General features: G+C 63.4%; 23 protein-coding genes and 2 tRNA genes. 7 read left to right on the forward strand and 18 right to left on the reverse strand.

Annotated elements, in window-relative coordinates:
- The first annotated feature begins 142 nt into the window (after positions 1 to 142).
- A complete protein-coding gene (locus FJV83_RS05500) occupies positions 143 to 829 on the forward strand; it encodes a D-lyxose/D-mannose family sugar isomerase (protein WP_095770488.1) in 687 nt (228 codons plus the stop codon).
- A 19-nt stretch (positions 830 to 848) separates the two neighbouring features.
- On the opposite strand, the gene FJV83_RS05505 is transcribed toward FJV83_RS05500, so the two are convergent.
- Genes FJV83_RS05505 through FJV83_RS05535 form a run of 7 tightly spaced genes read right to left on the reverse strand, consistent with a single transcriptional unit; the run spans position 849 to position 7,165 of the window.
- Positions 849 to 1,124, reverse strand: a complete 276-nt coding sequence (locus FJV83_RS05505; protein WP_142884779.1) for a hypothetical protein — start codon at positions 1,122 to 1,124, stop codon at positions 849 to 851.
- Between the two features lie 24 nt (positions 1,125 to 1,148).
- Positions 1,149 to 2,012, reverse strand: coding sequence for an RDD family protein (locus FJV83_RS05510; protein WP_142884778.1), 864 nt, complete (start codon positions 2,010 to 2,012; stop codon positions 1,149 to 1,151).
- Positions 1,999 to 3,018, reverse strand: a complete 1,020-nt coding sequence (locus tag FJV83_RS05515; RefSeq protein WP_142884777.1) for a stage II sporulation protein M — start codon at positions 3,016 to 3,018, stop codon at positions 1,999 to 2,001. Before FJV83_RS05515 ends, FJV83_RS05510 begins: the two co-directional genes overlap by 14 nt.
- Positions 3,015 to 4,319, reverse strand: a complete 1,305-nt coding sequence (locus tag FJV83_RS05520; protein WP_142884776.1) for a DUF58 domain-containing protein — start codon at positions 4,317 to 4,319, stop codon at positions 3,015 to 3,017. The genes FJV83_RS05515 and FJV83_RS05520 overlap by 4 nt, the downstream gene beginning before the upstream one ends.
- Positions 4,316 to 5,272, reverse strand: coding sequence for a MoxR family ATPase (locus tag FJV83_RS05525; RefSeq protein WP_142884775.1), 957 nt, complete (start codon positions 5,270 to 5,272; stop codon positions 4,316 to 4,318). The genes FJV83_RS05520 and FJV83_RS05525 overlap by 4 nt, the downstream gene beginning before the upstream one ends.
- Positions 5,259 to 6,473, reverse strand: coding sequence for a DUF4350 domain-containing protein (locus FJV83_RS05530; protein ID WP_142884774.1), 1,215 nt, complete (start codon positions 6,471 to 6,473; stop codon positions 5,259 to 5,261). Before FJV83_RS05530 ends, FJV83_RS05525 begins: the two co-directional genes overlap by 14 nt.
- Positions 6,470 to 7,165: a DUF4129 domain-containing protein gene (locus tag FJV83_RS05535; RefSeq protein ID WP_246691803.1), complete on the reverse strand. Its 696-nt coding sequence runs from the start codon at positions 7,163 to 7,165 to the stop codon at positions 6,470 to 6,472. Before FJV83_RS05535 ends, FJV83_RS05530 begins: the two co-directional genes overlap by 4 nt.
- Before the next feature lie 78 nt (positions 7,166 to 7,243).
- Between FJV83_RS05535 and FJV83_RS05540 the strand changes: the two genes are divergently transcribed.
- Complete coding sequence (locus FJV83_RS05540) at positions 7,244 to 8,026, forward strand: hypothetical protein (protein WP_095770482.1); 783 nt, start codon at positions 7,244 to 7,246, stop codon at positions 8,024 to 8,026.
- 520 nt (positions 8,027 to 8,546) lie between these two features.
- Here the strand turns inward: FJV83_RS05540 and FJV83_RS05550 are convergent.
- From FJV83_RS05550 to FJV83_RS05565, 4 genes are all read right to left on the reverse strand, one after another.
- A complete protein-coding gene (locus FJV83_RS05550) occupies positions 8,547 to 10,226 on the reverse strand; it encodes a hypothetical protein (RefSeq protein ID WP_142884773.1) in 1,680 nt (559 codons plus the stop codon).
- Positions 10,227 to 10,451: 225 nt separating this feature from the next.
- Entirely contained in the window at positions 10,452 to 11,132 is a 681-nt protein-coding gene (locus tag FJV83_RS05555) for an outer membrane protein (RefSeq protein ID WP_179295929.1), read from the reverse strand.
- Between the two features lie 370 nt (positions 11,133 to 11,502).
- Positions 11,503 to 11,576: transfer RNA gene (locus tag FJV83_RS05560), tRNA-Cys, on the reverse strand.
- Positions 11,577 to 11,681: 105 nt separating this feature from the next.
- Positions 11,682 to 12,314: a hypothetical protein gene (locus FJV83_RS05565; protein ID WP_142876390.1), complete on the reverse strand. Its 633-nt coding sequence runs from the start codon at positions 12,312 to 12,314 to the stop codon at positions 11,682 to 11,684.
- A 158-nt stretch (positions 12,315 to 12,472) separates the two neighbouring features.
- On the opposite strand from FJV83_RS05565, the gene FJV83_RS05570 reads away from it, so the two are divergent.
- A complete protein-coding gene (locus tag FJV83_RS05570; protein ID WP_245317971.1) occupies positions 12,473 to 12,928 on the forward strand; it encodes a hypothetical protein in 456 nt (151 codons plus the stop codon).
- 186 nt (positions 12,929 to 13,114) lie between these two features.
- On the opposite strand, the gene FJV83_RS05575 is transcribed toward FJV83_RS05570, so the two are convergent.
- The 6 genes from FJV83_RS05575 to FJV83_RS05600 form a co-directional block, all read right to left on the reverse strand.
- Positions 13,115 to 13,495, reverse strand: coding sequence for a cupin domain-containing protein (locus tag FJV83_RS05575; RefSeq protein ID WP_095770476.1), 381 nt, complete (start codon positions 13,493 to 13,495; stop codon positions 13,115 to 13,117).
- 355 nt (positions 13,496 to 13,850) lie between these two features.
- Positions 13,851 to 14,978, reverse strand: coding sequence for an ABC transporter permease (locus FJV83_RS05580; protein ID WP_245438041.1), 1,128 nt, complete (start codon positions 14,976 to 14,978; stop codon positions 13,851 to 13,853).
- 1 nt (position 14,979) lies between these two features.
- The gene (rbbA, locus tag FJV83_RS05585; RefSeq protein ID WP_142884772.1) at positions 14,980 to 17,718 is read right to left on the reverse strand and encodes a ribosome-associated ATPase/putative transporter RbbA; all 2,739 of its coding nucleotides are present in this window, start codon (positions 17,716 to 17,718) and stop codon (positions 14,980 to 14,982) included.
- The gene (locus FJV83_RS05590; protein ID WP_246691804.1) at positions 17,702 to 18,826 is read right to left on the reverse strand and encodes an HlyD family efflux transporter periplasmic adaptor subunit; all 1,125 of its coding nucleotides are present in this window, start codon (positions 18,824 to 18,826) and stop codon (positions 17,702 to 17,704) included. The genes rbbA and FJV83_RS05590 overlap by 17 nt, the downstream gene beginning before the upstream one ends.
- Before the next feature lie 529 nt (positions 18,827 to 19,355).
- A tRNA-Gln gene (locus FJV83_RS05595) sits at positions 19,356 to 19,429 on the reverse strand.
- A gap of 176 nt (positions 19,430 to 19,605) precedes the next feature.
- Positions 19,606 to 20,538 (reverse strand): lysylphosphatidylglycerol synthase domain-containing protein, encoded by a 933-nt coding sequence (locus FJV83_RS05600; protein WP_095770473.1) that lies wholly within the window; start codon positions 20,536 to 20,538, stop codon positions 19,606 to 19,608.
- 354 nt (positions 20,539 to 20,892) lie between these two features.
- Between FJV83_RS05600 and FJV83_RS05605 the strand changes: the two genes are divergently transcribed.
- Positions 20,893 to 22,305 carry a Ppx/GppA phosphatase family protein gene (locus FJV83_RS05605; protein ID WP_246691805.1) on the forward strand — a complete coding sequence of 471 codons (1,413 nt, stop codon included), beginning with the start codon at positions 20,893 to 20,895 and terminating at the stop codon, positions 22,303 to 22,305.
- Positions 22,302 to 23,099 carry an RlmE family RNA methyltransferase gene (locus FJV83_RS05610; protein ID WP_095788417.1) on the forward strand — a complete coding sequence of 266 codons (798 nt, stop codon included), beginning with the start codon at positions 22,302 to 22,304 and terminating at the stop codon, positions 23,097 to 23,099. Before FJV83_RS05605 ends, FJV83_RS05610 begins: the two co-directional genes overlap by 4 nt.
- Before the next feature lie 8 nt (positions 23,100 to 23,107).
- Here FJV83_RS05610 and FJV83_RS05615 read toward each other — a convergent pair whose 3' ends face one another.
- Positions 23,108 to 24,529, reverse strand: a complete 1,422-nt coding sequence (locus FJV83_RS05615; RefSeq protein WP_142884771.1) for an MFS transporter — start codon at positions 24,527 to 24,529, stop codon at positions 23,108 to 23,110.
- A 262-nt stretch (positions 24,530 to 24,791) separates the two neighbouring features.
- Here FJV83_RS05615 and guaB point away from each other — a divergent pair, with 262 nt between their 5' ends.
- Positions 24,792 to 26,294 carry an IMP dehydrogenase gene (gene guaB / locus FJV83_RS05620; protein WP_010915551.1) on the forward strand — a complete coding sequence of 501 codons (1,503 nt, stop codon included), beginning with the start codon at positions 24,792 to 24,794 and terminating at the stop codon, positions 26,292 to 26,294.
- Positions 26,245 to 26,868: a hypothetical protein gene (locus FJV83_RS05625; protein WP_142884770.1), complete on the forward strand. Its 624-nt coding sequence runs from the start codon at positions 26,245 to 26,247 to the stop codon at positions 26,866 to 26,868. The genes guaB and FJV83_RS05625 overlap by 50 nt, the downstream gene beginning before the upstream one ends.
- The last annotated feature ends 19 nt before the right edge of the window (positions 26,869 to 26,887 follow it).

A 26,887-nucleotide genomic window follows, 5' to 3' on the forward strand; every position in this document is an offset into this window, starting at 1 on the left:
TGCTTGATGTCATGCGGCCAGCGGACCGGACCGCTGGGCCATCCGCGAGTAGCGCAGGCGCGGGCACGGCGAGATGGATCGACACCGCAGCGGCGTTCGGCTATGCGATTTGTCTAAAAAATCCACACGAAGGGTCACGATCATGAAACGCTCCGCCATCAACGACATCATCCGCGAAGCCGACGCCTTCATCCGCTCGTTCGGCTATATCATGCCGCCCTTCGCCTATTGGTCGCCCGAGGAGATGAAGGCGCGCCAGGTCGATTCCTCGGCGATCTATACCTCGCGACTCGGCTGGGACATCACGGATTACGGCCAGGAAAAATTCAACGAGCTCGGCCTGTTCCTGTTCACCGTGCGCAACGGCCGCTACGAGGACATGAAGAAGGGCATGGGCATGCTCTATGCCGAGAAGATCATGATCTCGCGCAAGGACCAGCTGTCGCCCATGCACCGCCACAACATCAAGGCCGAGGACATCATCAACCGTGGCGGCGGCAAGCTGGTGCTGGAACTGTTCATGCACGACCGCGACGGCGGCATTGATCTCAAGGCCGAGGTGTCGGTGCCCGTCGATGGAACCATCCACCGGCTGCCGGCTGGCGGCCTGCTGAAGCTCGACCCGGGCCAGAGCGTCACGCTGCTGCCGGGCGTCTGGCATGCCTTCTGGGCCGAGGGCAAGGATGTGCTGATCGGTGAGGTGTCGACCGTCAACGACGATCTCACCGACAATGTTTTCCGCGAGCCGATCGGCCGCTTCTCCAACATCGACGAAGATGTCGCCCCGGTGCACCTGCTGGTGGCCGACTATGAGAAGTGGCTGAGGTAGGGCAGGCCTCGCTGCCTCCTTATTCCTGACGATCGAGGATTCCGCGAAGTCTGCGGACTTCGGCCACAAGGCGAGGGATGTCCTGGCGTGCGGCTGCTATGAAATCCTGGTCGGCGACAGTAGCGCCGCTCAGCTCGATATCTTTGCCTCGGCCAGCTCCTGCCCCGATTTGAATGAAATTCGATCCGCTTAGAAAATCCCGGCCTTCGATCCATGACTTCCACGGTCCGGGCTGGGCCATGGCCGCCCGGGCCTCCATTTCCTGGAGTTCGAGGTCGGATGGCGATGTGTTCATGGCAGTCCCGCAGGCTGTAGGTTGCTACCGCGCATACTTGTCCGCCTTGCGGTTGCCGAGCAGCAGCTTGCGCTCGAGATGCGCCCTCAGATCACTGTAGTAGGCGGTCAAAAAGGCCTTCGAATCGATCGGCTCGATCCTCGCGCCGATCTTGCGGCCGATCGTTTCCGCCACAGCTTTCATCGCAGAATAATCGTCGCGGCGCAGCACTTCTTCCAGCTTGTGCAATTCGGCGATGCCATAGGCATCGAGCTGCGCCGGGCTGAAATGGAAGCGCCTGGCGACCGGATCCTTTCGCTGCGAAAGGTCCTCGACCAGCTTGAATTTCGGCGTCTCCACCACCCAGGTTCCGGCAAGCAGGTCGCCAATGCGCAGCCGGTCGCGATTGAACAATAGAAACAGCGAGAACAGCAGCGCCCACACCAGGCCGAAAATCGTCGACAGCGTGTCGGCGACGCCGGCGCCGCCGCGCGCGGCGATGATCGACAGCGGCAGGAAAACCTCGATCTCGCGCATCAGGTTGCGCGCGATGACCTGGTCGACGGTGAGACCCGCGCCGCTGCGCGAGGCGACCCGCACGCCGACGATCCGCTTGCCGGGCGTCGCGGCCCGCCGCTCCGCCTCGAAGGCGATGAAATAGACGTTGCGCAGCAGGAAGATGAAGATGATCCAGACGATGAAGAGCGGCTCCGCCTCCTTCACGCCAAGGCCGCCGAGGCCGAAGATGACGACGAGGGTGACCGCAACAGCGGCCGCGACGATGATCACCACATCGAGCAGGAAGGCCGAAGCCCGCGTACCGGCGTCCGCCAGCTTGATCCTGAGGTCGACGCCTTCCGGCGTGATCAGTGGCCTTGTCAGCTCGGCAGGGTTCCTAGCCGTTGCCATGTCGCACCATCCGGAACAGGTAGAAATAGGCGATCCACAACGTCAGCATGCCGCCGCCAATGGCGTAGCGCGTCGCATCGCTGGTGATCGTCTGCCGGCCGATGCCTTCGAGCAGGCCGGCAAACAGAAGCATCATCATCACGCCGACCATCACGGTCGCCGCCACCCGCCCGGCCTGGGCGGCGGCAGCCATCCGGGTCAGTTCGCCGGGGAAGGCGATGCGCGTGCCGATGCGCATGCCGGCCGCGCCCGCCAGCGCAATGGCGAACAGCTCCGTCGTGCCGTGGATCGACAGCCAACCGCCAAGCTCCAAGCCCAGCCCCTTGGCCGCATAGACCTGGAACAGCGCGCCCAGCATGCATCCGTTCATCAGGATGATCAGAACGCTCGGCACCGCGAAGGCGAAGCCGAGAGCAAAGGCCAGGATCGCCACCTGCGTGTTGTGGGTGAACAGATAGGCGGCAAAGCCGGACAGGAAATGGCTGCTCCCGCCATCGTAGAGCACGCTGCGCAGCACTTCGGTCGACGAATCCGGATTGCGCCCGCCGGCAAGGCTGGGTGCGATGATGGCGTCGTACCAGCGTTTGTCGGAGGCCACCAGCCAGTAGCCGGCAATGGCGCCGGTCACCGTCAGTGCGACCGACACCCAGGTCTCGCGCCACAGATCGCGGATCGCCGCCGGCCAGTCACGCAGGAAGAAATCGCCGACGAGCTCCCTCAAACTTCGTCGCGCGCCATAGAGATAGAAATAGCCGCGCAGGCTGAGCGCCTCCAGATAGGCGATCAGCGCGCTGTCGAGCGATGTCGCACGGGCCACCGAGAGGGAGGACAGCGCAGAACGGTAGAGCAATGGCAGCGACAGCAACTCGTCTTCAGAAAGCGTGCGCGGCGCGCGTCTTTCGACGCGGGCCAGCAGCGCCTCGAACGCCTTCCAGTCGGCCTCGCGCTCCTGGCGGAAGCTTGCCAGCGACTGGCGTACGGCATCGGTGCCGGCGGGCAGCGTCATAGGAGGTTCTCCTCCTTGAGCTGGATATAACGCTCGACCAAGGCCGGACCGAGCCGCTGATGGTCGGCCTCGATCACATGCGCGCCCAGCAGCCGCAGTCGCCCGATCACCACTTGCCGTTCCCGAAGCAGGCCGCCCGCGGTGACCGCGCGGGCCACATCCTCGGGTTTCGCGGGCTGCATGTCGGCCAATGTCTCCAGTTCGACATCCTTCATCAGCATGAACAGCACCAGATGCCGCTCGGTCAGCCGGCCGACGGTGCGTAGCATCAGTTCGGCGCTGATCGGGTCGACGAAATCGGTGAAGACGATGACCAGCGAGCGACGGTCGAGCTTGGCCGCCAATGTCGTCAGCGCCAGCGTGAAATTGGTCTCTTCGCCGGAATAGTCGATCTCGGCGGCGCGCTTCTGGATCATCGTGAAACTCGGCGAGCCGCGCACCGCGCCGCTCGAGACGCGGGGCGTGGCATCGAAGGAGAACAGGCTGACGAGGTCGCCGCCCTTGAGCGCTATGAAGGCCGACAGAAGTGCCGCCGTCACCGCCCGGTCGACTTTCGGCACGCCGTCGACCGGCTCGCACATCAGCCGGCCGCTGTCGATCGCCAGCACGATGTTGTTGTTCTCCTCGATCCTGAACTCACGCGCCAGAAGCTTGCCGTGGCGGGCGCTGCGCTTCCAGTCGATCATCCGCCGGCCCATGCCTGGCTGATAGTCCTTCAGCGCCTCGAACTCGCGGCCCTGGCCGGCTCGCCTCTGCGCGTGGCCGTCGGCCAGCGCGGAGCGCTGCAGCAAAGTGATCGCCTCGTCGCGCGCGCTGCTGACGTCGGGCAGTACCGCCACCTTGCGGTCCATCGGCAGCACGACCTGGTTCCAGGTCAGCCCGAACGGGCCGTTCCAGCGCAGCCAGACCCGGTCGAAACTGGCAATGCCGCGCCTGCGCGCCGTGAATTCGAGATCGAGCGTGCCGCCATTCGCCGGCAACGCGCCGCCTGTGTGGCCGACCGGCTCCACACGCTGATCGTGGCCGACACGCGCTTGCAGCACGCGCGCCTGCTGGCCGAGGCTGGCCGCGACATGCACGGTAAAGCGCCCGCCGACGCCGACCTGCGGTGGTGCCGAGAGACTGGCGCTGAGCGAGGCACGCCCACGCCCGGCCGCCGCGTCGACCGCGAGAAATGCAAGCAGCACACAGATCCACAGCAGGCCCAGGTACCAGACATGTGGCAGCGCAAGCGCGATGAGGAAGGCAGGGATCGCCCCCGCCGCCGCAGCCCACACCGCTCTGCCGGTCGGGTAGATCAACGCGGCGCCTCCGTCTGGTCGACCAGGTCGGAAACGATCTGCTCGACCAGCCGCCCATCGATCTGCGCCGCCGGCGACAGGATGACGCGGTGGCGCAGCGCTGGTATGGCGAGCGCCTTGACGTCGTCGGGGATGACATAGGCGCGGCCGTCGAGTGCCGCCCTGGCGCGTGCGGCCCGGGCTAACATGGCGCCCGCCCGCGGGCTGGCGCCGACCTCAAGGTCCGGGCTTTCGCGCGTGCGGCGCACCAGGGCCGCTATATAGCCGACGACATCGTCGACCAGCGTCACGTCACCAACCGTGGCAAGTGCTGTTTCCAGCGTCTTGCGGTCCGTCTGCGCGTTGATGCCGTATTGCGCAATATCGTGCGAGGCGGTGCCGCCGCCATGATGGACGATGATGGCCCGTTCCTCCTTGAGATCGGGATAGCTCACCCGATGCTTGAACAGGAAGCGGTCGAGCTGTGCCTCGGGCAGGGGGTAGACGCCCTGATGCTCGATCGGGTTCTGCGTCGCCACCACCATGAAGTTCTGGCTGAGCGCATGTGTGGTGCCGTCGAAAGTGACGGCGTGTTCCTGCATGGCCTCCAGAAGGGCGGCCTGCGTCTTCGGCGGCGTGCGGTTGATCTCGTCGGCAAGCAAAAGGTCGCAGAAGATCGGCCCGCGCGTCAGCGTGAACTGCCCGCTCTGGAAATTGTAGATGTTGGAGCCGACGATATCGCCAGGCATCAGGTCGGGCGTGAACTGGATGCGGCCATAGGCGACGCCAAGCGCTTGCGCGAAGCATCGCGCGGTCATGGTCTTGGCGGTTCCCGGCGGGCCTTCGAGCAATATGTGACCGCCGGCGAACAATGCCGTCAGCATCAGATCGACCGTGTCGCGCTGCCCGGTGATTGCTTTCGCCACTTCTTCCCTGATCGCGGTCGCCAGGGCCCTCACATCATCGACGTTCACCGAGCCTCCTTGTCGTCCAGTCATGCAGCGCTTCCGCTGCTTGATGCATTTGCGCCAGAGTCCCGGCTTCGCTCGCGGCCTTGAAGCGACGGCTGAAGCCCTGCGTTTCGCTTCGGTCGCGAGAATCGAGCCAGCGGTCGAGCGCTTCGCCCGGCAAGCCTTGCGGCGCGCCGAGCAATGCGCCGGCACGCGCACGCATCAGCGCCGCATACCGATCGCCGAGCTCCCCGAGCCGCCCGGCGCGCTTCAAGAGCATCGCCGTGCTGTCGACCAGCGCCCGCTTGCCGAAGGCAATCGCCCGGGCCTCGGTGCGCGGCGGCCCGAACCGGCCGAGCCCATGCAGGAAGGCGAGGGCCGCCGCCGCCAGCACCGACAGCGTCAGCGCCAGGAAGGGCGGCTCGACCAAAAGCTTGGCAAGATCGTATTTCTGCCCGACGCCATGCAGCGTCAGGTCGAACATCACCGCGCCCTTGCCGGGCTCCAGCATGGCGATGATGTCGAGTGCCGCCGCCGCCTTTTGCGGATCCTTCAACGCCGCGTTGTTGATAAGATCGGGGTCGGTCAGGATGTAGAACGGCCCTTCGTCGAGCTCCGTGAGAACGGCCTTGCCATTGCCCGCCGCGATCAAGGGGTGATCGTCCGCGACCCATTGCAGGTCTTCCGGCGCGGCGACCATGCGGCCGGCGACGTCGATCTGCCCGACCGAACTCTTGCCTTCGCCAAGCTTGGCCTTAGCGATGCGCCCGAGCCAGTCATTGACGACGGTATCGGGCAGCCGTTCGAGCTTCATCTCCCAGCCTTCATGGTCCTGCAACGGCAAGGTGATCCATTTGGGCAACACGAACAGCGTGGCCTTGCCCGAGCGAAGCTTGATGATTCTTGCCAGCGCGCCCGGGTCGCTGTTTGGCGCGATGGTGACGATCAGCAGGAATTCGGACGCCAGGCCGGAGCTCAGCGCTTCCTCGCTACGCGCCATCGGGGGCGTCTGTCCGTTGGCGAGTTTCAGCCATTCGACGAGCCCGGCATAGCCGGAGCCGCCCTTGGAGAGCGGCGTGCCGCCGCCTTCCGGCTGGCGAAAATCCGGCGCGTAAGTCGACAGCAGGAAAAATCCCGCTGCCGCCAGCAGGCTGGCAAAAATGCCCCAGAACAGGGTTTTGCGGTTGAACGGTTCCTGCGCGGCCTCGACCGCCGGCGCGCTCATGTCCAGGCATCCCTGAAGGCGAAGCGTTCATAGGCGCCGCGCGCCTGCTGCCAGCCATCGGCTCCGACCGGCCGGCGGGCAAACAGCGCTGCCTCGACGATGCGCGCGATCTCGCTGAAGGGGCTGCGTGCCCGCGCCGGCAACGATGTGGCGCTGGCGATGTCGCGCGAGGTGAGCGACGGGCGCAGAAAGTCGGGCAGCCGCCCTGCAATGTCGGCGACGCTGCGGCGAAGCAGAAGATGCACCGCTTCGTCATAGTCGCCGCGCGCGGCGAGCGCGTCGGCCTCGGACAGCAGGATCTGCGCGGCACCAACATCCGGGCGCCATGCCTCTTCCGCCTCTGCCTGCTTACGGGCGCGCCGCCACGGCAGGCGCCATGCCACGCCCTTGGTCTCCAGGGCAACGAGAAGCGCGATGACCGCGACGCCGACGATCACCGCGCCCCAGAACAGGTAGATCATGTAAGGGCCGATCTTCGCCAATGCTTCCAGGAAAGGCCGCAGCCATTCCGGCGGCTCGGGCTGCACCAGCGTCGGCAGGTCAAACTGGATGGAATCGTCCGCAAGCAACTGCTTGTGTATCTTTGCCAGCCATTCGGCGTCCTGCGGCTGTGCGACTGTTACCCGCTCGCCCCTCTGCACCTGCGGTTTGGTGCCGACACTGGCAATACGCCTGGACAATTGCAAGGCCACTGGACGAAGCCTTTTAATCTTGCCAGATTTACTTTCGAGGTTGGTTGTTTGGATGTTGTGGCGGCTCGGGGGAATATAATGACCACTGCGACATTGGGACAACCCGGCCGATTCGAGATCGGCAGGGTGTTCAACAACACCTTTGCCGTCATCGGCCGCAACATCGGGCTTTGCCTTGGCCTTGCCGCGCTGTTCGCCGGCGCGCCGACGCTGCTTGTCCGGTTGTGGACCCAGCCTCAGGTCGACGCGATGTTGCATGGCGATCCGGGCGCGATGGCGGATCCCCATGCGATGTTTCGCAATTCCTACCTCAGCCTCGTCGCCGGGCTGGTTTCCTTCGTTTTCACCATGCTGCTTCAGTCGTCACTGGTCCGGGCGACGATCGAGGACCTGAACGGCAGGCGGCCCTCCTTCGGCGACTGCATTCAGATTGCGATCCGCTTCCTGCTGCCGACGCTGGCGATTGGCTTCCTCGTCGCCTTTGGCTCGGTCCTTGCCATGCTGGCCCTGATTGTGCCCGGCATCATCTTGTGGCTCGGATGGTCGATGTCGGTGCCGGTCCTGATTCAGGAGCGGCGGGGCGTTTTCGGCTCGATGTCGCGCAGCCGTGCCCTGACCAAGGGCAACCGCTGGTCGCTGTTTGGCCTGTTTCTCATATTGATGATCATCGCGATGGTCATCCAGTGGGGGATATTGCTGGTTTTCGTCCTGTTTGGCGGGATTCTCGCGCAGCTGGGCGCCGCGCTGGTGCAGACCGTGGTCTCCATGGTGCTGTCGATCGCCGCCGCGGTCAGCTATGTCGAGCTGCGCCAGGTCAAGGAAGGCGCAAGCATCGACGAACTGGCGCGGATATTCTCGTAGCGGACGGCGCCATCACATGAGGGCTACAGCTGCCGGGTCCGACGCCAATTCGCGGCAGCGTCATCAAAATGGATGGCGACTTTCGTCCGCGCCTGTGGTGGCATCGAGCCCAGGTGGAGAGCGGCCCCCCGAGCAACAGGTGATCCTATCTTCCGGTGAGTGGGCCAACTCCCTCATTAAGCGGGCCTCTTTGTAGGCTCCGACCGAGGACAGTCGATATGCAAGATCCCGCCGAGAGGAACAAAAGGCCGCCTCATACCCAACCAGCCGAAGATGAGCGCCTGGCGCGGCTCGAGAAAACAGCCAGGCTCAAACGGCTTCGGTCTTACGCTTCCTGGCTTGCACCTGATGCATGCGCCCAATTTCATGATGAGATCGACTGCTCCGCACTAATTGAGGAAAGCCGTTCCTTCAGCCTGGCCTGATCGGCTGATGCCGCCGCGCTGCCCGGTCCGTGCTGTGGCGGCTCGGGCTTCCATCGCCTGAAGATCTTCTGAAGAAACATCCTCAGATCGGAATCTCAGTGACAACAACCGCGCCGCACGCTCGTCCGGCACAGGCATGACGAGCTGATCGTCACATCCGCCTTGGCTAGCGCCGTGGCGAGCCTTGCCTGCAGGGCCGGCAGCTCCTCGCTCTCGCCACGCCGCCTCAAACATTCAACCAACCCATGCAGCGCCCAGACATTGTCCGGGTGCTGGGCGCAGCGCTGCACCTTGCCGCTGATGCCGAGATCGTCGCGATAGACCCGCTCGGCCTCTTGCACGTGGCCCCGGTCGAGAAGCAAGGCCGCCAGCGCATGGCGGGGAGGGTGCATCCACGCCCATGGCTCGGTGTAGGAGAGGTTGTCATCCAGCTCGACCGCCTGGCGCAAATGGGCGTAGGCCTCCTCGTGTCGGCCCTTGTGGTAGGCAAGCTCACCGTCGAGCAAGGCGACGCCGACAGCGAGCGAGGCGCGGGTCGGGTTGCTGAGGAAACGCCGTTCGGCCGGAATGGTCTCCATATGCCGGTGGAACCGGTCGCGCTCGCGCTCGGCTTCCGTGAATTGCCTCAGCGTCGCATGCGCGACGCCCTTGGCGTAATGCTGCATGGCCGCAGTCAGCACATAGAGGCCGGGCTCTTCGACCGCCGGTTCGTCGATGATCTCCTGCCAGCGGCCGAAGCGCACCTGCACGTGCGATTTCATCGCATGGTAGCCCTCCACCGTTTGCGTCAGTTTGGGCCGGTCCAGGATGGCGACCACGTCTCGCGTCACCAGGCTGCGCACCTTGTCGGCGGCCCACAGCGCCGGCCGGTACTGGCCAAGGAACATGCAGGTGAACATCATCAGATGCAGGTCGTGGCAGCAGCCGAGCAGGTAATAGGTCGGCTCGTCCGCATAGGCGAGATAGAGGTCATTGGCGCGGACCGCCTTTTCGCTGGCGATCCTCGCCTTCTCATAGTCGCCGCACAGCACGTAGATATGCCCCGGCATGTGGTTCATGTGCCCGGCATCGGGACACATTTCGCCGAGCCGGTCGGCCGAGCGCAGGCCGCGCTCCGGCATGGTGGACATTTCCAGGAGATGGATGTGCAGGTGCAGGATCGCCGGATGTTGCGCCGCGCCTGCCTCGTCGGCAAGCCGGATCGACCGCTCGCAAACCTCCAGCGCTTCAAGCACGTCCGAATTCGGCGCCGGCTCGCCGGTCTTGAGGTTCCACAGCCGCCGCACCGTGCGCATCATCAGCGCCTCGACCAGCAGCGCCATCACATCATGGTCGTCGGGAAAATCCTGGTAGACCCGCCGCATCGCGGCGGCATAGGCATCATCCCATCGTTCGAATTCCTGCGGGCTGACCTTGTGCGGCTTCTGGAAGCGAGAGGCCAGCGCCTCGATCAATCGCCGTTCGACATCGCTGGCGCCGGCCGCGTGTGCACGCGCAAGCCGGACATGCTGGAAGCAGCGCCTGGTCGCGCTGTTGACCTCGACCTCACCATGTTCCTTCCAGGTCAGATTGTAGAAAGGCCCGGCGGCATAGGCGATGCCCCAATGCACCATCGCGCAGCCGGGATCGGTCTCCAAGGCCTTCTCAAAGCACTTGATGCCTTCCTCATGGTTGAAGCCGTAGCACCAGTTCAGCCCGATATCGAACCAGCGCTGGGTCTCAGTCGAGCGGGTGGAGATCGGGCGGCGATAGGTGCCAAGGTTGAAGCGGTCCATTTCCCGGCTCGTCTGACTCATTGTCTTCGTCAGACAAGCGCAGTCGGTGTGCCCAATGCTTTCTGACCTTCAGCACAATCCAGACTAACTTGCAGTTTGGCTATTTTAACCCGCATATCCGCATCACCCTATATGGCACCACTATATATCGTGGCACCACTGTACGGAACACGCACCGATATTTGGAACTGCTGAGCGGGTGACCTGAAAAACAGGATCTGCAAATCAGAATTTATAGGCGATCCCGATTCGGACCTCGTTGGTCTTGAGGTGTTCGTGCTCTTCCCAACCCGAGTCAGTGTTATCGGTTGCAGTCGTAACCTTGCCGAAATCTGTATAGCGATATTCGGCCTGGCCGACCCAGTTCTTGTTGAAAGCGTAAGCGAGACCCGCACCGACCGTCCAGCCGGCCTTGATGGTAGACTTGGAATCCGTTGCCGGCCCGTCTTCGAACTTCGTATGAATGTCTCCCAGCGCCAAACCGCCGGTGACATAGGGTAGCCAGTTGTCAAAGGCATAGCCCAGGCGCCCGCGCAACGAACCCTGGGCATCGACATGGGTATTGTCGTCACTTCCGAACGGCCAGTCCGGGTTGTGGCCGACAATTCCGGAGGCCTCGATATCGCCTTCGACGCCGCCGACGATATTGCCCCATTGCATATTGTAGCCGGCAAAAATACCGCCGGTGACCCCACGGAGCCTGAAGCTATCCGAATAATCTGAATCGCCGCTGGCGATGTTCTCGTCCTGGATATGGTCCTTGCCCCACGCGTAACCGATCTGGCCGCCGATATAGGCGCCTGTCCAATCGTACGTGGAAGCGACCGGAAGCTCGTTCACAACATCTGCCGCCATGGCCGAAGTAAGGGTGGCGCCCAAAAATGCTGCTGCCAAAAGGTATTTCATGGCCTGTCCCCGCATGGAGCTATGCCTAATCCTAGCTCTGTGTATCAGTATCACAGGAGTTCCCTTACGGAAGGCAATTGCAGGGTCGAGGCGCACACTTTTCCCAAAGTATGTTGCGACGGCGCAACAAAAGGGTGTTTTGGAGGGGCGTTTGGCCTGTTTCCCGAACGATTGTCGCTCCGATCTTCGAGTTCGCGGAGGACCCGCGTCGCCACGGTGAGCCAGCCTCGCCTGGATTCCTTCGCCATCAATGTGTGCCTCCAAGCATTGCAAACGCCATGGTTGCACCGCCGCTGTTTAAGAGGGGTAGGGCTGGCGTCTCTGACAAAAAAGCCGCCCTGCTTGTGCCAGCGTGGGCGGCTGTTGAAAATGGAGCTCTGAATGGGAATTGAACCCATTACGTCGGTTTTGCAGACCGATGCGTCACCGTCCCGCCCTCAGACCGTGCTGGTCTTAAGGCCGCCCCACCAACACGCGTCAACCTGTTCTGTCGGCGTGCCCCTGCGCGGTTTGGGTGACGATACGGGGACTGTAGGTGGCGCGCCGCCCTTAATTGGTCCCGTCGTGCGGCCCTTCGTTTTGCCAGCCGGCCAGCTCCGGCAGGTCGTCGAGCCAACTTTTCTCGCTCATCAAAGTATCTCGGGCCTGCGGTGCGGCCTCCATGGCGTTTCGAATCAGCCAGTCCACCCACTTCCGATAGGCGACCGGATCCAGTTGCGGCGGCAGCACCTTGGCCTTGGCCAGCATGCGTTTGCGGAAACTGGTTTGCCTGCGCAGTTTGGTCGTCGTGAACTTGATGACCTTGCCTTGATAGTCGATCGTCCAGCGATCGCCTCCAAGACTGACAAGGCTGTCGATGGAGAAACCGGCATCGACCGGCCTGTCCCGCCAAGGCAGTTCGACGGCCTTCTTCCTCAACTCGATGGCCCATCGCCTGTAATCGGCCCCGGCACGCTGGGGCGGCAGCACGCCGGCCTGTTCGAGTATCTTCCTTCGGAAGGTCGGTTGCTTCTTGAGCTGGCCGGTCGTGAACTCGACGCGATGCCCACGAAACTCGACATGCCAACGGATCCTTCCGTTGCCGACATATTTCACCAGCCTGTCGATGAGGAATTCGCCATTGGCAAGCGTCACGCAGCCTTGGCTGATGCTTTCGTGAATGAACTCGGTGTCGGTGACCATTATCCGGCCTCGTGCAGAACTTCAGGCAGCTTAGCCATTGGAACGCACCTGCCACCATCAATCTTCTTCACTCGGGAAATATCACCTTCCTCGAGCCGCCTAAAGAGTGACGCGCCGCTTGCTGTCGGCTGCCTCGAACCTTCCATCCTGACAAGAATATGCAAACCGTCGTGTTACAGTCAGATGGTGTCATGTCATCGAGCGCATGGCGATCGCAGCAAATGGGAGAGTTCGCCACGTCCAGGATCAACCGCCGCGCCTTGCTTTTCCACTCCGGCAGCGCAGTCGTCGCCTCGACGGTTGCGGCAACCGCACGCGGCACAGGGTCGCCGGGCCAAGACCAGGAACCGTCCGATAGACTGCGAGAGCTGATCGAGGCGCACAGGGCGGCATACGCGGCGTTCGGCAAGGCGCTGCACGACTTAGGCGGCGACTCCGACAGGGCCAGCCGGGAGGAGGAGAGGGCGCTGCTCGCCATCTGCGGCCATGCCGCGGTTGAGGAAGGCGATCGCCTGGCCAAGGCCCGATATCTTTTGGAGATAGAGGCGCGCGGCGAACTCGACCTCGCAGAGCATATGCAGGCTGTTCTTCGATCGACGATGTGGAAGGCATGAGGCGACCGGCGTGCAACCACGACAGTATCCGGCAAGGGAGGTTCGCCAAATCCTTCCGTTTTCGAGAAACGAAAGGATTTGTCTTCTGCCTGCGGCCGACGGGCGGAGCTGCAGCCATATTCATGTCGCGACAGCAGCCTCGCCGCCCGACGAGAAACCTCTTAGCCAGCAGCCCAGCAGTTTGCCCTACGCCGGCTTGGCGTATTGCTCGGCGCTCATGACCTCGATGCAGACGAAGCGTTCGTTGCCTTCCACCCAGGCGTCGTGGCCGGGCGGGATCGTATAGGACGTACCCTTCGTTAACGTCTTCTGGGTTCCGTCGTTCATCTTGACGGTGATGGTTCCGGAAACGACGTAGCCGACATGCGATACCTGACAGCTATCCGTCTTGACGACTGGCTTCACGCATTCGGACCATTTCCATCCCGGCTCCATGTTGAGCCGCCCGAGCGTAAAGCCTGGAAGCCGCACCACCTCGACACGTGTCTTGTCGGGCGAGCGAACCTCATCCGGGTTGTCGTGAGATTTGGATTCAAGTTTGGTGACATTTATTCCACCATCGGCCATGGCATCCTCCCATACGCGACGCGGAGCCCGATGCTGTCACCTTTTCAATATATTAGCAATTGCTTTTATATCTCGCGAAGGTCGACCACAGCCGCGCTCACCACCTGAACGGGTGACCTGGAATGGCCTGCATCAGGACATAAAGTTCTGTGTAAGCTGCTGATTGAAATTATGAATAAACTTGGCTGGGGTTCTTGGAAGCTTTTCGAACTTCTGCCTTGCACCTCCGGCCGAATTGCGCGTGCTCATGGCTGAGATCGGGATATCAGGAGGCGCTATGGGGCAAGCTTGATCAGCACGTCCGCACGTGCCCGTCCCTCAACTGAGGAGTATGGCATGGAGACTGCGCGGTTACTCACATCACCATGGCACTGATCTTGCGGAAACGCATGACGGACAGGGCAAAGAATCCGCCGCCGACCAGGCCAACAACGGCAAATTGCGGCCACACGACGTCAAAACCAGCACCGCGATAGAGGATTGCCTGGGCGAAGCTGACGAAATGGGTCGATGGTGACAACTGCATCACCGCCCGCAGGAATGCTGGCATGCTGTCGAGCGGCGTATTGCCACCGGAGAGGATGTTCATCGGCAGGGCGATCAGGATGAACAGGAGCCCTAGCTGCGGCATTGAGCGGGCGACCGTGCCCAGGAAGATACCGATGGCGGTAGCAAAGAACAAATAGAGCATGACGCCTGCCATGAATAGCGGAATGGATCCGACGATCCGAATTCCGAGCAATGTCTCTATCACCAGCCAAAGCGACAGGCCGACCGCGACGGTGATTACCAGGCCGTTCGCCCACACCTTGGCAGCTGCGATCTCGAGAGGCGTAAGCGGCATGATCAGCAGATGCTCCAGGGTGCCGTGTTCACGCTCGCGGATGATTGCAGCGCCCGCAAGTATGATGGCTAGCATGTTGACATTGCCGATGATGGCCATGACGGCATTGAAAAGTTGCGTGGTGAGGTTGGGATTGAAGGCGACGCGGACAGCGAGATTTGCCGGGTCGTATCGTAACGGTTTGGCATGAGCGGCAGAGCGAGCGATTTCGCCGGCGATGATCTGCTGCAGATAACCAGCGCCGATGCCGGCTTGCATCATAGCGGTGGCGTCGACGTTGACCTGGATAGCCGGCCGGCGCCCTGCCATGACGTCGCGCTCGAAATAGGGCGGGATGTCGAGGACAAACGTACTGCGGGCGGCGCCCATCAGCTCGTCAACCTTGCCGGCTGCTACCTCGGTTGGACGGCTGAAATAGGGCGGCAGCAGAGCCGTGGCGATCGAGCGCGAGAGGACCGAGTGGTCCTCGTCGACGATAGCGACGGCAGTGTTGTGGATCTCCTGTGCGGGACTCTCAGCCTGCGTATAGACCGCCAACGAGAAGGAGTAGACGACGAAGCCGAAGAGTACGAAATCGCGCGAGAAGCTCCGCAACTCCTTGACGCCGAGCCAGAAGATGTTCGCCATGTGCTGGGTCACGTCACCGCTCCTGCCGGCGGAGGAATGCCAGGCTGATCAAGGTGAGAAGCGGGATGAAGACCGCAAGTGCCAGCAGGTTTCCGGCAAGCTCTTGGAAGCCCAGCGCCTTGGTGAAGGTGCCGACCGAGATGCGCAGGAAATACATCGCCGGGAACGTGTGGGCCATGAAGGCCGGAAAACCCGCCAAGGAGGAGACGGGCGTCAGCATGCCTGAGAACTGCACGGCCGGTAGAGAAGTCATGATGCCGGTGGCGAAGATGGCAGCGATCTGGGTGTTGGTGAAGGTCGAGATCACCAATCCGTACCCGGTCATGGCGGTCACATAGAGGACCGCGCCGACCAGCAGCGCGAGCAGGCTGCCCTTGAGCGGCACGCCGAACAGGAAGATCGCCATGGCAAGCAGACTCAAGAAGCTGACGAAGGCGACCACCACATAGGGGAGTTGCTTGCCGAGCAGGAATTCCAGGCGACGGACCGGCGTTACATAGAGGTTGGTGATCGAGCCGAGCTCCTTCTCGCGCACCACGCCCACGGCCATGAGGATAGCCGGGATGAAGGCAAGCAGCATGGCGATGGTGCCGGGAACCATCGCGTAGATGCTGTCGAAGTCCTGGTTATAGCGGAAGCGCGTCTCGATGCTGGCCGGAGCCGCCGCCGACGGGCCGTTCGGCTGCAGACGCGCCAGATCGGTCAGGTATTGCTGATGTACGCCGCTCACATAGGCCCGCGCTGTCTCGGCTCGGAACGGCATCGCGCCGTCCACCCAGGCGCCAATCTCGGCGGAAGTCCCTCGCCGCACGTCGCGGCCGAAACCGGGTGGCACTTCGATGGCCACCGTCACAATGCCGCTCCTCAGGCGATTTTCCAGGTCGCTGTAGTCGGCGAGCACCGATTTCTCGGTGAAATAAGGCGAGCCGCGGAACTCTTGCAGATAGGTGCGGCTCTCCGGCGTGTTGTCGCGATCTAGCGCGGCGAAGCTCAGTTGGTTGACGTCGGTGTTGATGCCGAGCCCAAACACAATCATGAGGAAGGCCGTGCCGAGGAGTGCGAAGCCGAGCCGGACAGGATCCCGCCACACCTCCAGCGCTTCGCGTAGCGAATAGGCGAGGAGCCGCCCGAGGCTGAAGCCCCGCCGTGGCGTAGCGCGCACCGGGCCAACGGCGGGGCCGACTGCATGGCGGGCCGGCGAGGGCCGGGGCGTTTCTCTTTCACCGGCTTCAAGATAGGCGACGAAGGCGTCCTCGAGATTGGCCGCACTCGTGGCGGTGACCAGTTCGGCAGGCGTTCCGGTGGCCAGCACACGCCCCGCTTGCATGAGCGCGAGACGATCGCAGCGCGCCGCTTCGTTCATGAAATGGGTGGAGACGAAGATGGTGACACCGTGACGGCGCGACAGATCGACGAGAAGTTCCCAGAAGCCGTCACGAGCGAGTGGGTCGACCCCCGAGGTTGGCTCGTCGAGAATAAGGAGTTCCGGCTCATGAACCACTGCGACAGCAAGCGAGAGCCTCTGGCGGATGCCAAGAGGCAACTGCGCTGCCCGCTGATCGATATGGGGTCCTAGGCCGAAGCGCTCGACCAGTTCCGCAATGCGGACTCGCGCCTTGTTGGCGGGCAGGTGGAAGAGCCGTGCGTGCAGGTCGAGGTTCTGCCGCACGGTGAGCTCCGTGTAGAGCGAGAAGGATTGCGACATATATCCGACGCGTCTGCGCAGGCGCATGTCGGTGCCGTCGATCGGTTGCCCGAACAGCCAAGCCGTGCCACTGGATGCTGGCAGCAGCCCGGTCAGCATCTTCATCGTCGTGGTCTTGCCGCAGCCGTTCGAACCGAGGAAGCCGAAAATCTCGCCGCGCTCGATGGTGAAGTTCACGCCGTCAACAGCGACGAAGTCGCTGAAGCGCCGGGTCAGGTTGCGGGCGACTATCGCCGCCTCGCGCTCGCCGGACGGACGCGGTGGGACGGAGAGCGTCCGCCGCCTGGCGCGGACTGCCTCGGGCAGGAGCGCGATGAAGCTTTCTTCCAGGTTAGGCTGTCCTGTGCGCGCCTTCAACTCGGCCGGCGAGCCTATCGCGAGGATGCGGCCGGCATTCATGGCGATGATTTCGTCGAAGCGCTCTGCCTCCTCCATATATGCGGTGGCGACAACCACGCTCATGCCAGGGCGTGCGGTGCGCATGCGCTCGATCAGTTCCCAGAACTGCCTGCGCGACAAAGGGTCGACGCCGGTGGTCGGCTCATCGAGGATGAGGAGATCTGGGTCGTGGACGAGGGCGCAGCAGAGGCCGAGCTTTTGCCGCATGCCGCCGGAGAGCTTCTTGGCCGGACGGTTGGGAAAAGGGGCGAGGCCGGTCGCCTCGAGAAGGGCGTCGATACGTCGATGGCGCTCGAGTGCCGGCTGGCTGAATAGGCGGCCGAAAAAGTCGATGTTCTCCCGCACGCTGAGATCGGGATAAAGATTCTTGCCGAGGCCTTGCGGCATATACGCGATGCGCGGGCAAGCGGCGACGCGGTGGCCGCGGTCCGCCATATCGCCGCCAAGCACCGCCACACAGCCGCTCTGGATGCGCTTTGCACCGGCGATGAGGCCGAGCAGCGTCGATTTCCCGACACCGTCCGGGCCGATCAGCCCGACGAGTGCGCCGGCCGAAAGGACGAGCGTCACATTGTCAAGCGCCAGTGTCCGGCCATAGCGGTGCGATAGCCCGTCGACGGCTATGACGGGATCATCGGGACTGTTCATCGGTCCGGCCTGCAAGCGAAATCGGCCATTCCGTGCCCGGATCGAGTCGAACATAAGCCAAGCCTGGAAGACCGGAGCCCACCTCTGCCGAGTGGGCGCGCAGATAGTCGGCGTCCACCCGCACGCGGACCCGAAACATCAACTTGTCGCGTTCCGCCTTGGTCTCTACCGCCTTCGGCGTGAATTGTGCTTGGTCGGAGACGAAGACCACCTTGGCCGGGATTGGTGCATCAGGCCTGGCGTCGAGCACCACACGGGCGTCGCTGCCCATCATCGCGCGACCGGCTTCTGCCGTGGGCAAGAAGACATCCATATAGACATAGCCGGTGTCGAGCATGGTCAAGACCTTGCCGCCGGCGCCGATCACCTCGCCGACATTCGCGAGGCGATATTGGATGCGACCAGCGCGCGGCGCGACGAGCGAATTGTCAGCGATGTTGATGTGATAGAGGTCGACATCGTGGTTGGCCGCAGCCAGTGTCTGTTCGGCCTCGCCGACACGCGCGTTGGCTGCCGCAAATGCAGCGTTGGCGGCGTCCATCTGTTGGTGGCGCTGGTCGAGGATCTCGGTCGTCGCATAGCCTTTGTCGGCAAGGTAGATTGCGCGGGCGAGCTGCTGCTCAGCGAGCTTCACCTGTGCCTTCTGCTGCTCGACGCTGGCGCTCGCCTCGTCGAGCATGCGGCTCGCTCCGAGCATCTGTGCCTCGGCCTTGTGGAGCGACGTTTCGAGGTCTTGCGTATCCATCCGAGCGACTACCTGGCCGGCGCGGACGCCGTCGCCCTCGTCGGCAAGGAGCGCGGCGATGCGGCCGCCGAACTTGGCTGCGATGTCGATCTCGTCGGCCTCGACCCGGCCGTTGCCGAAGGCGATGCCTGCTGGAAGTCCAGGCTCGGCATGCTGCCACCAATATCCGCCTGCCGCGGCCGCGGCCGCGGCTAAACCCAGCGCCAACCCAAGCCAAAGCCGGCGGCGCGGTCTCACGGCGGAAGCGACAGGTTGCAGAGAAGTAGGCTCGGGTAAACTCGGCACGAGCATTCGGCTCACCGAACGGTCCTTCGGGGGGATCAACTCGGTACTGCCTGCGTCAATGAAATCGGTGTTTTGCATTCGTCGATCCAATCAGCCAGACTTAACTTCGCCCGAATGCGGCGACCGGACGTTGATCTGTGTCAAAAGTAGTTGGCAGGCGCGCAGACGGTTCTGTCAGCAAGTTACGAATATGAAGGCGGCAAAGCCTAGGAAACGTACCAAAGTGCCAGGAAACCAGCTAAACGGGGCCAGGAAGATTGGGACAAAGCCAATCACATCCAAGTCCAGGGTCTGGCGACGCGGCTTTCGGCCACCAACCTCGAGCACGCAATCATGGGCGCGTCGGGCGGCTTCGATTCCACGAAGGCGCTGATCGTGGCGGCGCGCGCCATGGACTGGTCGGCAGAGCGCATCAAAGGCGTGCTGGCGAAGCACTTCGGCGAACGATCGGCTTCGAGATCGGCATCAAACAGGTTGAGGACCGTATCTGGCTTCGATGATGATGCATGCAGGCTCGAACCACTCCAAACCCGTTCGGGCCAAGAGTGTTACCCATGCCTCCGGTAAAAACCGTAATCCACGTGCCAGGAACGGACCTAAAGATATATGGCTGGGGAACCTGGATTCGAACCAGGACTAACGGAGTCAGAGTCCGTGGGTCTACCGTTAACCTATTCCCCAGCAGGCGCGGTATGAACCGCGCGGGCCGAACGGCTGAGCCGCTTGAGCGCTGCCTTGTAGCCACCAGCGGAAAATAGTCAAGCCTGCTCTGCGGTTCAATCGCTACGTTTTGACAGCTGGGTTTCATACGCCGGGGTTCAGGTGCGCGGGGGCGGGCACAAAATCCAATCCGCGCCTCAGCTCTCCGTCCGGCTGAACTGCGAACGCTCGAAGAACAGCACCACGCCCAGGCCCAGAATCAGCGGGATGATCAGGTAAAACAGCCGGAACACCAGCAGCGCCGCTAGCACGCCGACCGGCTCCATGTCGGAAAGCCCGGTGAGGAACACCACCTCGAACACGCCAAGGCCGCCCGGCGCGTGCGAGATCTGGGCGACCGAGAAGGAGACGAGGAAGACGCCGAGCACGACGAAATAGCCGGGATTGTGCGCCTCGGGCAGGGCGAAGAAGATGATCGCCGCGGCGGCAATCAGTTCGATCGGGCCGATCAGCAATTGCCTGGCGACGATCGGCAGTGCCGGATAGTGCAGTTGGAATCTGGCGATCTTCAACGGGCGCAAATGCAGCCAGCTGCCGAAGATGTAGGCGGCGACGAGGAGCAGCATCGCGATGCCCGCCGCTTCCGACAGGCCATGATGGGCGATGCCAGAGAAGCGATCGATGATCTGAGGCTCGAACACCAGCACGAGGCCGGAGGCGAGAATCGTCGACAGCACGAAGGTGATCCAGCAGATCGCCACCAGCACGCCGACATCCTGACCGGTCAGCCCCCTGGTGCCATAGGCGCGGTAGCGGATGACGGCGCCCGAAAACACCGATCCGCCGATATTGTGCGACAGCGCATAGGTGGTGAAGGAGCAAAGGGTCACGAACAGCCACGACACACGCTTGCCGATATGCAGCAGTGCGATGTGGTCGTAGCCGGCGAGCGCGGCATAGGCGATGACGGAACTCAGCGCCGCCAGCACCCAGCCGCGGGTTGGGATGGCGGCGAGCCCATCCCAGACATCGTCGAGCGAAATACCGCGCAGTTCATGCCAGAGCAGCAGCAGCGAGAAGATCACCGCGGCGATGCCGACGACCGGCCAGAAATAGCGTTTCCAGTTCATTGCCTGACTGCCATGCGCTGCGTGCCCGCGTCCTTTTCGCTTGATGGTGGGAGGCCGGCTGCCCGGTGACTTCCATTCATTTCAGAAATGCCTCATCGAAGCCGGCTATTCAACCGCGAACACTCGTCGCGCTGGCCGCCGGCAAGATCTGCTCGCACCGAGGCGGCGCAAACGGCGGGGATAACGCATCGGCTTCGACCAGCATTGTCCTCGCCGGCATCCGCGCTACCAATCCAGCCTTGCCGGTACATTACGCGGTAGCTTAAAAAGGCCGTGCGCGCCCAGCCGGCAAAATTCGGCATGCGGCTCTTGGTGATCGGCCACGGCACTGTTAGTCTGGCGGCAACTTGAAACATGCCAAAGCGCCTGCTGCGTCCTTCACCGGTTCGCGCGGCGCCGGAAGGAACGACAGTGGAAGACCGCGACACCGGCGCAGGCGCGTCGGAGGTGGGCGCGTCCAGCGCTTCCCCAGGGCCATCGGGCTCGGGGACAGCCGGTTGGCAGAAACGCCGCCCGACGGAACCGCGCTCCGCCGGTGGGCAGGCGGGTGACGCGACCCATCACCAGAAGGGCAAGCCCAAGAAGCGGCGCAAGCGAAGGCGCGGGCGCAAGGTTTTTGCGCGCGACGAAACGCAGGGCAATCGAGCGCCGGTGCCAGGCCAGGCTGTTCCGGCTTTGGAAGCGAAGCTGCCGACGGCGCCGGCAGTCTCCCCCACCGCTCCCGCGCCACGCCCCGAACAGGGCACGCGCCGGCCGCCGGTGCATGAGCTGCCGGTCTTCGCGGCCCTTGACCTCGGCACCAACAATTGCCGGCTGCTGGTCGCCGTTCCCACACGGCATGGCCAGTTCCGCGTCATCGACGCCTTCTCACGCATCGTCAGGCTGGGCGAGGGGCTCACCGCCAATGGCCGCCTCGGCCAGCCGGCGATGGATCGCGCCGTCGAGGCCCTGAAGATCTGCGGCGACAAATTGCGCGGCCGCAAGATCAGGAAGGCCAGGCTGATTGCCACCGAAGCCTGCCGCTCGGCGGAGAACGGCGTCGAATTCCTCGAACGCGTCGAGCGCGAGGCCGGCCTGAAGCTCGAGATCATCGACCGCCAGACCGAGGCGCGGCTGGCGGTTTCCGGCTGCGGCTCGCTGGTCGAGCGCGACACGCAGGGCGTCGTCCTGTTCGACATCGGCGGCGGCTCTTCGGAGATCGCGCTGATCGATCTCACTGGCCGCCGTTCGCCGCGGCTCGCCAATCATATCGTCTCGTGGACGTCGCTGCCGGTCGGCGTCGTCTCACTGGCCGAGCGCTTTGGTGGCCGTACCGTGACGCGCGAGATCTTCGGCGCGATGGTCGACGACGTCGCCGGCCGTTTGGCGAGCTTCGACGGCCGCGACCGGCTGAGCCACCTCAAGGCCAACCCGAATTTCCATCTGCTGGGCACGTCCGGCACGGTGACGACGTTGGCCGGCGTCCACCTCGATCTCGAGCGTTACGACCGTCGTCGGGTTGACGGGCTGTGGATGGACCGCGACAGCGTCGACCGCATGGTGGAGCGACTGGTCGGCTGGGATTTCCAGCAGCGCTGCGCCAACCCTTGCATTGGCGCCGACCGCGCCGATCTGGTGCTGGCCGGCTGTGCCATCCTCGAAGCGATCCGCGCCGTCTGGCCTTCGGAGCGGCTGCGCGTCGCTGACCGCGGCCTGCGCGAAGGCATATTGAGCGAGCTGATGGCCGATGACGGCGTCTGGCGCAACGATGGGCGTGGCCGTCAATGACCAAGAAACCGGAAAATCCAGGATCGGCCGGCATTCGCGTGCTGAAGACGCGGATCAAGAAAAAGAGCGGCCTGAAGGAATCGTCGCGGCGCTGGCTGCAGCGCCACATCAACGATCCCTATGTCCAGCGCTCGAAGGCTGACGGCTATCGCTCGCGCGCGGCCTACAAGCTGATCGAGATCGACGACAAGCACCATTTGCTGAAGCCCGGCATGAAGGTGATCGACCTCGGTGCCGCCCCCGGCGGCTGGTGCCAGGTCGCGGCCGCGCGCACGAAATCGACGGCGGAAAATCCGCATGTCGTCGGCATCGACTATCTGGAAATGGATGCCGTGCCCGGCGCACCGGTGCTTTTGATGGATTTCCTGGATGCGGATGCGCCGCGCAAGCTCGCCGAGGCGTTGGGTGGGAACCCGGATGTCGTGCTGTCCGACATGGCGGCACCAACCACCGGCCACAAGCGCACCGACCACATCCGCACCATGCATCTGTGCGAAGTGGCGGCCGATTTCGCGCTGTCCGTCCTGAAGCCTGGCGGCCATTTCCTCGCCAAGACTTTTCAGGGCGGCGCCGAGAACGAACTGCTGTCCATGCTCAAGAAGAATTTCCGCTCCGTCCACCACGTCAAGCCGCCGGCCTCGCGCGATGAATCGGTCGAGCTTTATCTGTTGGCAAAGGACTTCAAAGGGCGAGAGTCCGTTCCGCCATCAGGCGGATCGGAACGTCCAGTGGACGTTCCGAAGGACTCGAGCGCCCGGAGCCATAGCGAAGGGCCGGGGGACGCTGACCGCTGAGCTGGCCCTCACTCGCCCGGCGATCTCGCCGGTTCCAGCGTCTTGGGCGTCGTCAGCCGGCCATGGCCGGAGACGGCATTGCCGGCATCGGGCGCCAGCCGCATGAATAACAGCGACGCCGCCGCCGATACGGCCGCCACGATGAAGAAGGCGATGTGGAAATCGCCCAGCGTCAGCGGGCCGCCATGGATCGAGGTCGAGACTTCCAGGATGCCGCCGGCCAGCGCCACGCCAAGCGCGATCGACAGCTGCTGGAACACCGCCGTAATCGGCGTTGCCTTGCTGGTGTCTTCGGCCGACACTTCGGCATAGGAGAGCGCGTTGACCCCGGTGAAAAACATCGAGCGGATGAAGCCGCCGACCAGCAATATGGCCAACATCAGTGCGTAAGGCGTTTCCGGGGTGAAAAGGCCGTAGATGGCGATCGATGCGGCGGCGACCAGCGAGCCGACGATCAGCACGCGGCGGAATCCGGCGAGGCGAAAAATCAGTGCGGTGACGAATTTCATGCCGATGGCGCCGACCGCCGAGACAAAGGTGATCATGCCGGACTGGAACGGCGTCAGCCCGAAACCGATCTGGAACATCAGCGGCAGCAGGAACGGCACTGCTCCGATGCCGATGCGAAACAGCGAGCCGCCAAGCACCGATGAGCGGAACACCTGGTTGCGGAACAGTTCGAGCGCCAGCAGTGGATTTTTGGCGCGCCGCGCATGCATGAGGTAGAGTGCGCCCGACAGTAGCCCGACCCCCACGGTGATGAATCCGGTCGCAGGCGGCAGATAGGGCAGGCTGACCACCGACAGGCCGAAGACCACGCCGGATGCCGCAAGCCCGCTCAGCACGAAGCCGATGAAATCGAGCGGCGGCGTCTCCATCGATTCGGTTTCCGGCAGGAAGCGCGTCGCCAGCCAGATGCCGACCAGGCCGATCGGCACATTGATCAGGAAGATCCAGTGCCAGGTGAAGTAGGTGGTGATGAAGCCGCCGATCGGCGGGCCGACAAGCGGTCCGACCAGCGCGGGAACGGTCAGCCACGACATGGCGGCGACCAGGTCGCTCTTGGGCGTGGCCCGCACCAGCACCAGGCGCCCGACCGGCGTCATCATGGCGCCGCCAATGCCTTGCAGGAAGCGCGACACCACGAAGGCCGGCAGCGAACCGGACAAGGCGCAGGCGACCGAACCGACGATAAACACCGCAATCGCGGCGCGAAAAATGTTCTTGGCGCCGAAGCGGTCGGCCATCCAGCCGCTGATGGGAATGAAGATCGCCAGCGACACCAGATAGGCCGTCAGTGCCAGCTTGAGCGCGATCGGGCTGGTGTGGATGTCGACGGCGATCGCCGGCAGCGATGTCGCTATGACGGTCGAATCCATGTTTTCCATGAAAAGTGCGACCGCCAGGATCAGCGGAATGGTGCGATTCACGAGCGTGACCGTTTCAAATTTTCTCTTCGGCCGGGGGCGAACCGATACAGGGGGCGGTTATCATGGCTAGACACCTATGTCGTGTTAAATTGCTGTCACTTTTGTGCGACCGCAACCGTGGGTGGCTGTTGTGCAATGCAACGATCGGCTTTTCATCCGCGTCGCGACGTGTTACCAGCCAGCGCCAATCCTGAAAGGGAAGATGAGAGTCGGCGCTGTCCATTCCGGTCCAGCGCTTTTTCCGCATTCTAAAGGGCTGGCCATGGCAAAAATCATCGAAACGTCCACAGGCGCACTGGCGCTGACCTTTGACGACGTGCTTTTGCAGCCGGGTCACTCCGAGGTCATGCCCGGCGAAACCGATGTCCGCACCCGCATCGCGGGCGACATCGATCTCAACGTGCCGATCCTCTCCGCCGCGATGGACACCGTCACCGAGGCGCGTCTTGCCATCGCCATGGCCCAGGCCGGCGGCATCGGCGTCATCCACCGCAATTTCTCGCCGGCCGAACAGGCCGAGCAGGTGCGGCAGGTGAAGAAATTCGAATCCGGCATGGTGGTCAATCCGGTCACCATCGGTCCGGACGCCACGCTCGCCGATGCGCTGTCGCTGATGCGAACCTATTCGATCTCGGGCATTCCGGTGGTCGAGAATGGCGGCACTGGCGGCCACAAGACCGGCAGGCTGGTCGGCATCCTGACCAACCGCGACGTGCGCTTTGCCTCCGACCCGGCGCAGAAGGTCTATGAGTTGATGACCCGCGAGAACCTGATCACGGTCAAGGAGAATGTCGACCAGGACGAAGCAAAGCGGCTTCTGCACCAGCACCGCATCGAAAAACTCGTCGTCGTCGACAAGCAGGGCAATTGCGTCGGCCTGATCACCGTCAAGGACATCGAGAAGTCGCAGCTCAACCCGCACGCCACCAAGGATGCGCAGGGCCGCCTGCGCGCGGCGGCCGCCACCAGCGTCGGCGACGATGGCTTCGAGCGCGCCGAGCGCCTGATCGACGCCGGGGTCGATCTTCTGGTCATCGATACCGCGCACGGCCATTCGCAGCGCGTGCTCGACGCCGTCACCCGGGCGAAAAAACTCTCCAACTCGGTGCGCATCCTGGCCGGCAACGTTGCCACCGCCGAAGGCACGCAGGCGCTGATCGACGCCGGCGCCGACGCCGTCAAGGTCGGTATCGGCCCGGGCTCCATCTGCACTACCCGCATCGTCGCCGGTGTCGGCGTGCCGCAGCTTTCAGCCATCATGTCCGCCGTCGAGACGGCGCATAAGTCGGGCGTCTCGGTGATTGCCGACGGTGGCATCAAATATTCCGGCGATCTCGCCAAGGCGCTCGCCGCCGGCGCCAGTGCCGCCATGATCGGCTCGCTGCTGGCCGGAACCGATGAGAGCCCGGGCGAGGTCTATCTGCACCAGGGCCGCTCCTTCAAGGCCTATCGCGGCATGGGTTCGGTCGGCGCCATGGCGCGCGGCTCGGCCGATCGCTACTTCCAGGCCGAGGTGCGCGATACCCTCAAACTGGTCCCGGAAGGCATTGAGGGCCAAGTTCCATACAAAGGACCTGTGTCTGGCGTGCTGCACCAGCTTGCGGGCGGCCTAAAAGCCGCTATGGGTTATGTCGGTGGCCGCGACCTTGCCGATTTCCGCGAGCGCGCCACTTTTGTGCGCATATCCAACGCCGGACTTCGTGAAAGCCACGCCCATGACGTCACGATTACCCGCGAAAGCCCGAACTATCCCGGCGGAGCCTGAACAATACGGGCTCGGGCGGAGCCTGACCGCGACGGTACTGCGGCTGCCACGCCACGCGGCCGCACTGTGTTTCCTGTCGGCGGCGGTTTTCATCGCCATGACGGTGATGGAATTTTTCTATTTCCGCCAGTTGAGCGGCGGCCTGCCGTCGCTCGACATGCGCTATTTCGGCTTCACGCCCGACGAAGGCATGGCCTGGCTGACGGCGCTCGGGCGTCGCGGCGGCGAGATCATTCTGGTCTGGCACTATCTGACCTTCGATCTGTTGTTCCCAGCGCTGCTGTCGCTGACCTTGGTGAGCCTTGTCCTTGCCACCGGCCGGCGCCTGCAGAACTTCCGCGAGCTTCCCGGGCAGGTGCAGTCGATCTTCGCGCTGGTTCTGGTGCTTCCCTACACGCTGGCCGACTATGCCCAGAACATCGCCGTGGCGCGGCTTCTGTCCGACTTCCTGTCGGCCAACCCGGATTCACTGTCTTTCGCTTCGGCTCTTATCGTCACCAAATTCGCGCTTCTCGCCATCCCGGTGGTCGTCATCGCCGCTTTCTGGCTGGTGGGCCAAAGACGCCAGGCCTGATGCCGGACAGGGCAGGGGA

The sequence above is a fragment of the Mesorhizobium sp. WSM4307 genome (assembly GCF_007003945.1).
Taxonomy (GTDB): Bacteria; Pseudomonadota; Alphaproteobacteria; order Rhizobiales; family Rhizobiaceae; genus Mesorhizobium.